Origin of the sequence: Hydrogenophaga sp. (assembly GCF_018780385.1) — a bacterium.
In the GTDB taxonomy this organism is placed as follows: domain Bacteria; phylum Pseudomonadota; class Gammaproteobacteria; order Burkholderiales; family Burkholderiaceae_C; genus Hydrogenophaga.
In genome coordinates this window covers 1-6598 of the sequence record NZ_JADMJO010000008.1, presented here as the reverse complement: position 1 = coordinate 6598, position 6598 = coordinate 1, and the positions used below count along the sequence as shown (strand labels likewise).

The following is a 6598-nucleotide window of genomic DNA, read 5'->3' as shown; positions in this document are numbered from 1 at the left end:
TGCGCAACTCGCCGGTGCCCATCGGCACGGTGCCGATCTACCAGGCGCTGGAGAAAGTGGGTGGCGTGGCCGAAGACCTGACCTGGGCGATCTACCGCGACACCTTGATCGAGCAGGCCGAGCAAGGCGTGGACTACTTCACCATCCACGCCGGCGTGCGCTTGGCCTACATCCACCTCACGGCGAACCGGCGCACGGGCATCGTTTCGCGGGGCGGCTCCATCATGGCCAAGTGGTGCATCACGCACCACCGGGAGAGTTTTCTCTACGAGAACTTCGACGAGATCTGCGAGATCATGAAGGCCTACGACGTGAGCTTCTCGCTCGGCGACGGCCTGCGCCCCGGCAGCGCAGCGGACGCGAACGACGAGGCGCAGTTCGCCGAACTCAAGACCCTGGGTGAACTCACGCAGACCGCGTGGAAACACGACGTGCAGACCATGATCGAAGGACCGGGCCACGTGCCCATGCACCTGATCCAGGCCAACATGGACGAGCAGTTGAAGCACTGCCACGAGGCGCCCTTCTACACCCTGGGCCCGCTGACCATCGACATCGCGCCGGGCTACGACCACATCGCCTCGGCGATCGGCGCGGCCATGATCGGCTGGATGGGCACGGCCATGCTCTGCTACGTGACGCCCAAGGAACACCTGGGCCTGCCCGACCGCGACGACGTGAAGCAGGGCCTGATCGCCTACAAGATCGCAGCCCACGCGGCCGACATCGCCAAGGGCCACCCGGGCGCCCGGGCGCGCGACGATGCCATGAGCAAGGCGCGTTTCGAGTTCCGCTGGCACGACCAGTTCAACCTGGGGCTTGACCCGGACACCGCGCGCGAATTCCACGACGAAACTTTGCCCAAGGACAGCAGCAAGGAGGCGCACTTCTGCAGCATGTGCGGCCCGAAGTTCTGCTCGATGAAGATCACGCAGGACGTGCGGGACTACGCTGAAAAACAGGGATTGAGCGAGACCGACGCCCTGGCTCGGGGCATGGCCGCCAAGTCGGCCGAGTTCAAGGCCGCAGGCGGTGAGTTCTATGTGCCGGTGGACACCTTGACCCGCAAGGTCTGAGGCTTCGCGCTCAGGGCGCCTCGGGCGCCACCCGTGCCAGCGCCTCGCGCTTGCCCAGGGCCAGCAGCTGCAGGATCTTGGGCACCCGGGAGGCGCGTGGCACGGCGCCGCCCGACTCCCATTTCCAGATCGAGAGCGAGGAGACGCCCAGCAACCTGGCCATCTGTTCCTGCGTGAGGCCCAGCCGGGCGCGCTGCGTTTTGAGACGCTCCGCGGTGAACAGCACCTTCCGCCCGGGCTTGCCCCGGGGCGCCACCACGCTCGCAGTGCTGGCCGGGCGAGGTGCTTCCCGTGCAGGCTCGGCCCTCATCTTGCCCAGCCTGTTCAGCTGGGACTGCATGTCCTTGACCTGCTTCTTCAAGGCGGCGATCTCGGAGCGTTGCACCAGGGAAGCTTTGCGCACGGCACCGATCTCATCGCGCAGTTCCTTGCGCGCCACGCGAGCAATTTCTTTCTTCAGGGATTCGGCAAAGGTGGTCATACCCCGCATGGTACGGCATCAAACACTGCACAAACCGAGGCTCGCTGATCGGCTCCTCCAGTAGCATCCAGCGCATGCCCACCCACACCGACCTTGTGCGCCTGACTCCCGAAGCAGTGACCGCCATCGCGCAGGCGCGCACCGCACCCACGCCCTGCCCCACCTGCCGGCCCTACGCCAGCACGGGCTGGGAATCGTTCCCCGCTTCGAAGGACGGCGCCGAGCTGCAGCCACTCGGTGCGTTGTGGCTGCCGGGCGATGACGAACCGACGCTGGAGGAGCACCGTCCCACCGGGGTGGATGCGTGGTCGGTCGACGCGCCGATTTCCCTGGCCCACCACCCCTACAACCGCTGTGAGGTCTGGGCCTGCAAGGCCTGCGGCTTCCCATTCCTGCGCTACACCGAGTACGGCGGTTACTACATCGACAAACGCATCCGCGAGCTGCGGGCCGGGCTGATCGTGAAGGCCTGAGCGCCTGAATCCCACTAGGGTTATCGATCTGACGATGCTCTCGTGTGCATGCTTACCATCGGGCCACAACAACCCGACGGAGACAAGACATGCTGAAAAAACTCGTGGTGGGCGCCCTCGTGTCCACGGTGGTGGCGACCACGGCTTCGGTGGCTTTTGCACAGGAGTGGCCCGCGGCCAAGCCGATCCGCGTGATCGCGGTCTTTCCACCGGGTGGCTCGGTCGACCAGGTCTCGCGCATCCTGGCCGAGGCGCTGCGCGTGCAGCTCAACCAGTCGGTGATCGTGGAGAACATCGGGGGTGCATCGGGTGTGATCGGCACGGCAGCCATCGCCAAGGCCGCGCCCGACGGCTACACCTTCGGCGTGGTGTTCGACACCCACGCGGTGAACCCGGCACTCAAACCCACCATGGCCTTCGACACCATGAAAGACCTGGAGCACATCACCCTGATCGGCACCGCGCCCATGGTGCTGGCCTCCACCAAGGGTTCGCCCATCACCAGCTTTGCCCAGTTGGTGAGCGAAGCCAAGGCCAAAAAATCCACCAGCTACGGCACCATCGGCACCGGCAGCCTGGGGCATCTGGCGATTGCGCAGATGGCCAAGAACGCGAGCTTCGACTGGACCCATGTGCCCTACAAGGGCGGCGGCCCGCTGATGAACGATGCGATCGCCGGCCATGTGCCGCTGGCCGTGGGCTCGCTGTTCCTGATCAAGCCGCACGCCGACTCGGGCAACGTCACGCCGCTGGCGGTGAGCACGAGCAAACGCTCCAAGGACATGCCCAACGTGCCCACCATCGCCGAGAGCGGCTTTCCCGGTTTTGACGCGCCCGCCTGGTGGGGCGTGATCGGCCCGGCCAAGATTCCGCCGGCCATCACCAGCCGCATCCACGCCGCCGTGGCCGCTGCCCTGAAGAACCCCGACGTGGCCAAAAAGCTGGAAGCCCAGGGCATCGAGCTGGTGGGCGGTGGCCCCGAGGTGTTCAAGCCATTCGTGGAAAAGCAGATGACCACCTGGTCGGCCTTCATCAAGGCCAACAACATCACGGAATGAGTTGGGGAACGGCGGGTGATGGGAGGGACTGAAGGGCTTGGTTCAGGCCGTTCCACGCCTGGTAGTACGGCCCACCCCCACTAACTTGGGCGCTCCCTCTCGACCCAGTGGAGTTGGTCGTACTGGAGCAGTGGAGGACAGTAGTGCCGCGGTTGCTGTCGCTCAATACGCTGCATCGCGCGCTCGCTGTCTGCTAAGAAGCGGTCGGACGTGAGCGGCAGCTGGCTGCCTGATAGATCCAAATGTTCAAGCTCCGATGTTTGTCCAAACCCCTCGGTGCCGTCTGAGTACGCAGATGCCCTGGCTATTGCAAACCTCGGCCTCGCTGAAAATGATGCCGCCGTTCAACGCCGTGGTAGCCGTCCACGAATGGATGAACGTGTCCCTCAGCGGAGAGGAGGGAAAGGTACCTTTCGGGATGCAACAACTATGGCAGGCGCTCCTTTGGCAGTCACCCCGGGACGTTCAGTCAGTGTGTTGCTTTCCGAATCGAAGACCCATTGCGATAGTCTGCGCTTCGGCTCATCGTCCATAGGAAGAGCCGGCTTTGAAGGTGACAGGCGAGACATCAGAAGATAACCGTCAATCGACCGAGCTTTGTTGAACTTGGCCTCGGCCTCAGCCCGTATACGAGCACTGTCCGGCGCATCGGACTCCAAGGCAAACTTGGCGTAGTAGGCCATCGCAAGTGCTGCAAGGTCTGGACGAGATAGTTTGTCGAAGGTGTGCTCGGCCTCTCTATAAAGGCTTTCGGCCTTGGCGAAGTCTCCCCGCTTGAGAGCTATTAGCCCCTCGGTCGCTTTGAGGTAGGGTGCCAGCGAAGCCTCCTTGATCCGATTGATCGCGTTCTCAGCCAGCTGGATGTCCCCAACGGCCGCCTTTGCAAAGGCCAAGTTGGCTATCAACCCTTCATCGCTTGGATCAGCAATCAAGCCACGCCGCACCCATCCAAGCGACTTTTCGTACTCCGACTGCAATGAATATAGAGTGGTCAAAAACTGAATGGGGCGGCTGGAGAAAGGCTCCTCGGCGTGCCACTGCAGTGCATGGCGCTCCGCGCCAGCCTCATCTTGATTCTGCCAAGCCTGCAACAGTTGTGCTTCTGACGAACGCCTGACCGCAGTTGTGACGGTTGGCGCGTCGAGTTCGAAACCCATTCTCGAACCATCCATAACTGCCTGCGCGACGATGTTGTCGGTGGGATGTAGAAGTGCCTTGCGCAATAGTTGCCTGGCCTCTTTGTAGTGGCCAGCCATCATCTCGGAATTCGCCAGCGCGCCGGCAACCTCGGCAAGATGCCTGGGATGCGTCTGCGCTTCCTTGATCAAGCGCAGACCCAGCGAGGCCATGGTGGAGGGCACGCCTGCGGCGTCGGCCAACGCGATCTCGCTAGCCATTAGCCATGGATCCTTTTTCGTGCCCGGATGGCGCTTGATGATCTGATGCGCTTTATCGAAAATCCCAAGATGCACGTAGAACCGGGCGGCAGTTCGCAGCACGATGCGTCCATTCGGCGCGAGGCCAATGGCCGTCTTTAGCAGTCGTTCGGCGGCATCCGCCTTCCCGGCGGCCAGTTGCAGCTGCGCAAGATCCAGCAACGCCAGCAGGTTCTCTGGCGCAACCAGCAGTTCGCGCCTCAGTCGGGCCACGCGGCTTTGAAAAATGAGTCGACCTTCGGTCGTGGAGTCGTCACTTGGCACTGCATCGTCGACCACTCCGCGAAACAACTCCTCTTGGACGGGTGAAACTGCAAAACGGCGGGCCTGCGCCTCCCTCACCAAATCGGCGATCCTAGGGTGTAAGTCGGCATCACCTGAAAATGAGATGACATCGCCAAGGTGTCCGGCCGTTGGGTTGGCTCGCCACGCGGTGACCGACTCTTCAAAAAGCCGGTGATCGAATTTCAGGGGTGCGGACGGTTGATTCAGCGTCGACGCCACCTCGCTGGTCTCCAACGTTTGGGACGTGGGACGCCAGCGAGGGATCAATCGCCTGCGTGGGAGGGATGATTTCACGGCATAGATCTAGTTCGTTCGATGATGCCGGCTTGGTTGGCCAGCTGCCTGAATCTGGGGACGAAACGGTCCAGTCCAACTGGGTTGCCCACCTGGGCCCGTGCGCGCCTATCGCCGCGCTTGACGGGGTCCGGATCAATCAAATCCTTCACAACGGCAACCAGCGGATCTGTCAGGGACTGAGGCACACTGGGCACCAAAACGTCGGAGATGATGTTCAGCTGTAGCGAGCGCAGCACAAGGATCAGGGGTTCCGTGTAGCCGCCCGACCAAGCACCGGGCATCATGACCGGAGTGAGGCGGTTCGACAGTAGGGGCTGCAGCGGCGTCCCGGTCAACAAGAAAAACACCAAGCTTCCGAGCATGTATGCGTCAGACGACTCGCGGGCGTCTGTCCATTGCGTGGGCACAAGTCCGTACCAGCGTTCGGGCGGGGCGTAGTGACCATCGCCAGGCCAGGGCATGCCGTCATACGGTCCTGTCCTATCCTTGCGGACGACCCGTCCAAGATCGCCAACTTTGAAAAGAGCATCTTTGGTTACGGACAAGTCGGTCATGGAAATGACATTCGACGGCTTTATATCCTGGTGGGCGACGCCGTGACGATGCAACTGACTCATTCCCAGAGCCACATCGGCCAAAATTCCGAAAACCGCACTGCACGAAAACACGCCGACGTGGGAGAGCTGCTTGCGCAAGTCGCCTGCGCCGATTTCCATGATCAGACAGTAAACCTGATTTAACGGGTTCCTTGTTGGATCGAGGTTGACGTATTCAAAGGAAAGCAACCGGATCAGCCGCGTGAGGTTTTGCGCCTCGCACAGTTCCATTGCTTCTCGCTCGAAGGTGGCCAGCGACGTCAACTGGGCCAGTTCGGCTATCGGATCCATCGCATTCAGGGCTTTGACGAAGTCAATGGCCTTAACGAAGGCCTTGCGTCCGTCACGCTCTGCCACGTATCCGACGCAGAAGTTCGAGCCTGAGCCGTTGGGCAATGTGGACAGTTGCTGAACCAACTTCCATCCGCTAGGGAGCGTCTGCCCCGTTAGTGTGGCGGCCGGACTCGGTGGGGTACCAGTTGCGGTTGTCGCAGTTGGCGCGACTGCTGCAGCTAGTAAGGGTTGAACCGACATTTTCTCCTCCTGAATTGCGATCAGACACTCGGCCGCATTACCGGCCTAGGTCCCCGTGTTGTTGCCGCCAAGTCTACGTCTGCTTCAAGGCCGCTATTTGGGCGTGAGTCAGCGGAGCTTTCACACAGCCTCAGTCTGAAGCGTCAATAGCCGTGCAGCCGGCCGGCCGCCATCGCAGACCTATCCCCCGTGCTGCGGCTGCAGCAGCGGCACGCGGTTGATCGCCATCGCCGCGGCGGCCGTGCGCGTTTCCACGCCGAGCTTGGCGTAGATGCGCTCCAGGTGTTTCTTCACCGTGGCGGGGCTGGCGCCCAGGATGTCGCCGATGTCGCGGTTGATCTTGCCCTTGACCACCCAGTACA

Annotated in this window: 7 protein-coding genes; 3 read left to right on the top strand and 4 right to left on the bottom strand. The window is 62.2% G+C overall.

The genetic code is table 11. The annotated features are described in order from the left end of the window. Window positions 1-1076 (top strand): phosphomethylpyrimidine synthase ThiC (gene thiC, locus IV113_RS06225; protein WP_291081836.1); only part of this gene is annotated, 1076 nt, incomplete at its 5' end. Window positions 1077-1086: 10 nt separating this feature from the next. Here the strand turns inward: thiC and IV113_RS06220 are convergent. Further along, the gene (locus IV113_RS06220) at window positions 1087-1557 is read right to left on the bottom strand and encodes a helix-turn-helix transcriptional regulator (protein WP_291081834.1); all 471 of its coding nucleotides are present in this window, start codon (window positions 1555-1557) and stop codon (window positions 1087-1089) included. Between the two features lie 74 nt (window positions 1558-1631). On the opposite strand from IV113_RS06220, the gene IV113_RS06215 reads away from it, so the two are divergent. Beyond that, the gene (locus IV113_RS06215) at window positions 1632-2030 is read left to right on the top strand and encodes a hypothetical protein (protein ID WP_291081832.1); all 399 of its coding nucleotides are present in this window, start codon (window positions 1632-1634) and stop codon (window positions 2028-2030) included. A gap of 89 nt (window positions 2031-2119) precedes the next feature. Continuing rightward, window positions 2120-3088: a tripartite tricarboxylate transporter substrate binding protein gene (locus IV113_RS06210; protein WP_291081830.1), complete on the top strand. Its 969-nt coding sequence runs from the start codon at window positions 2120-2122 to the stop codon at window positions 3086-3088. 386 nt (window positions 3089-3474) lie between these two features. Here the strand turns inward: IV113_RS06210 and IV113_RS06205 are convergent, their stop codons facing one another. From IV113_RS06205 to IV113_RS06195, 3 genes are all read right to left on the bottom strand, one after another. Continuing rightward, window positions 3475-5028, bottom strand: coding sequence for a tetratricopeptide repeat protein (locus IV113_RS06205; protein ID WP_291081828.1), 1554 nt, complete (start codon window positions 5026-5028; stop codon window positions 3475-3477). A gap of 71 nt (window positions 5029-5099) precedes the next feature. Beyond that, window positions 5100-6119, bottom strand: a complete 1020-nt coding sequence (locus IV113_RS06200) for a protein kinase (protein ID WP_291081826.1) — start codon at window positions 6117-6119, stop codon at window positions 5100-5102. Between the two features lie 297 nt (window positions 6120-6416). Continuing rightward, on the bottom strand, window positions 6417-6598 hold a 182-nt coding region (locus tag IV113_RS06195; protein ID WP_291081824.1), incomplete at its 5' end, for a helix-turn-helix transcriptional regulator.

What these genes read in the sequence shown, in the direction of transcription:
- IV113_RS06210 (WP_291081830.1), top strand. Translation starts at nt 2,120, where the DNA reads ATGCTGAAAAAACTCGTGGTGGGCGCCCTCGTGTCCACGGTGGTGGCG.
- IV113_RS06215 (WP_291081832.1), top strand. Translation starts at nt 1,632, where the DNA reads ATGCCCACCCACACCGACCTTGTGCGCCTGACTCCCGAAGCAGTGACC.
- IV113_RS06220 (WP_291081834.1), bottom strand. Translation starts at nt 1,557, where the DNA reads ATGACCACCTTTGCCGAATCCCTGAAGAAAGAAATTGCTCGCGTGGCG.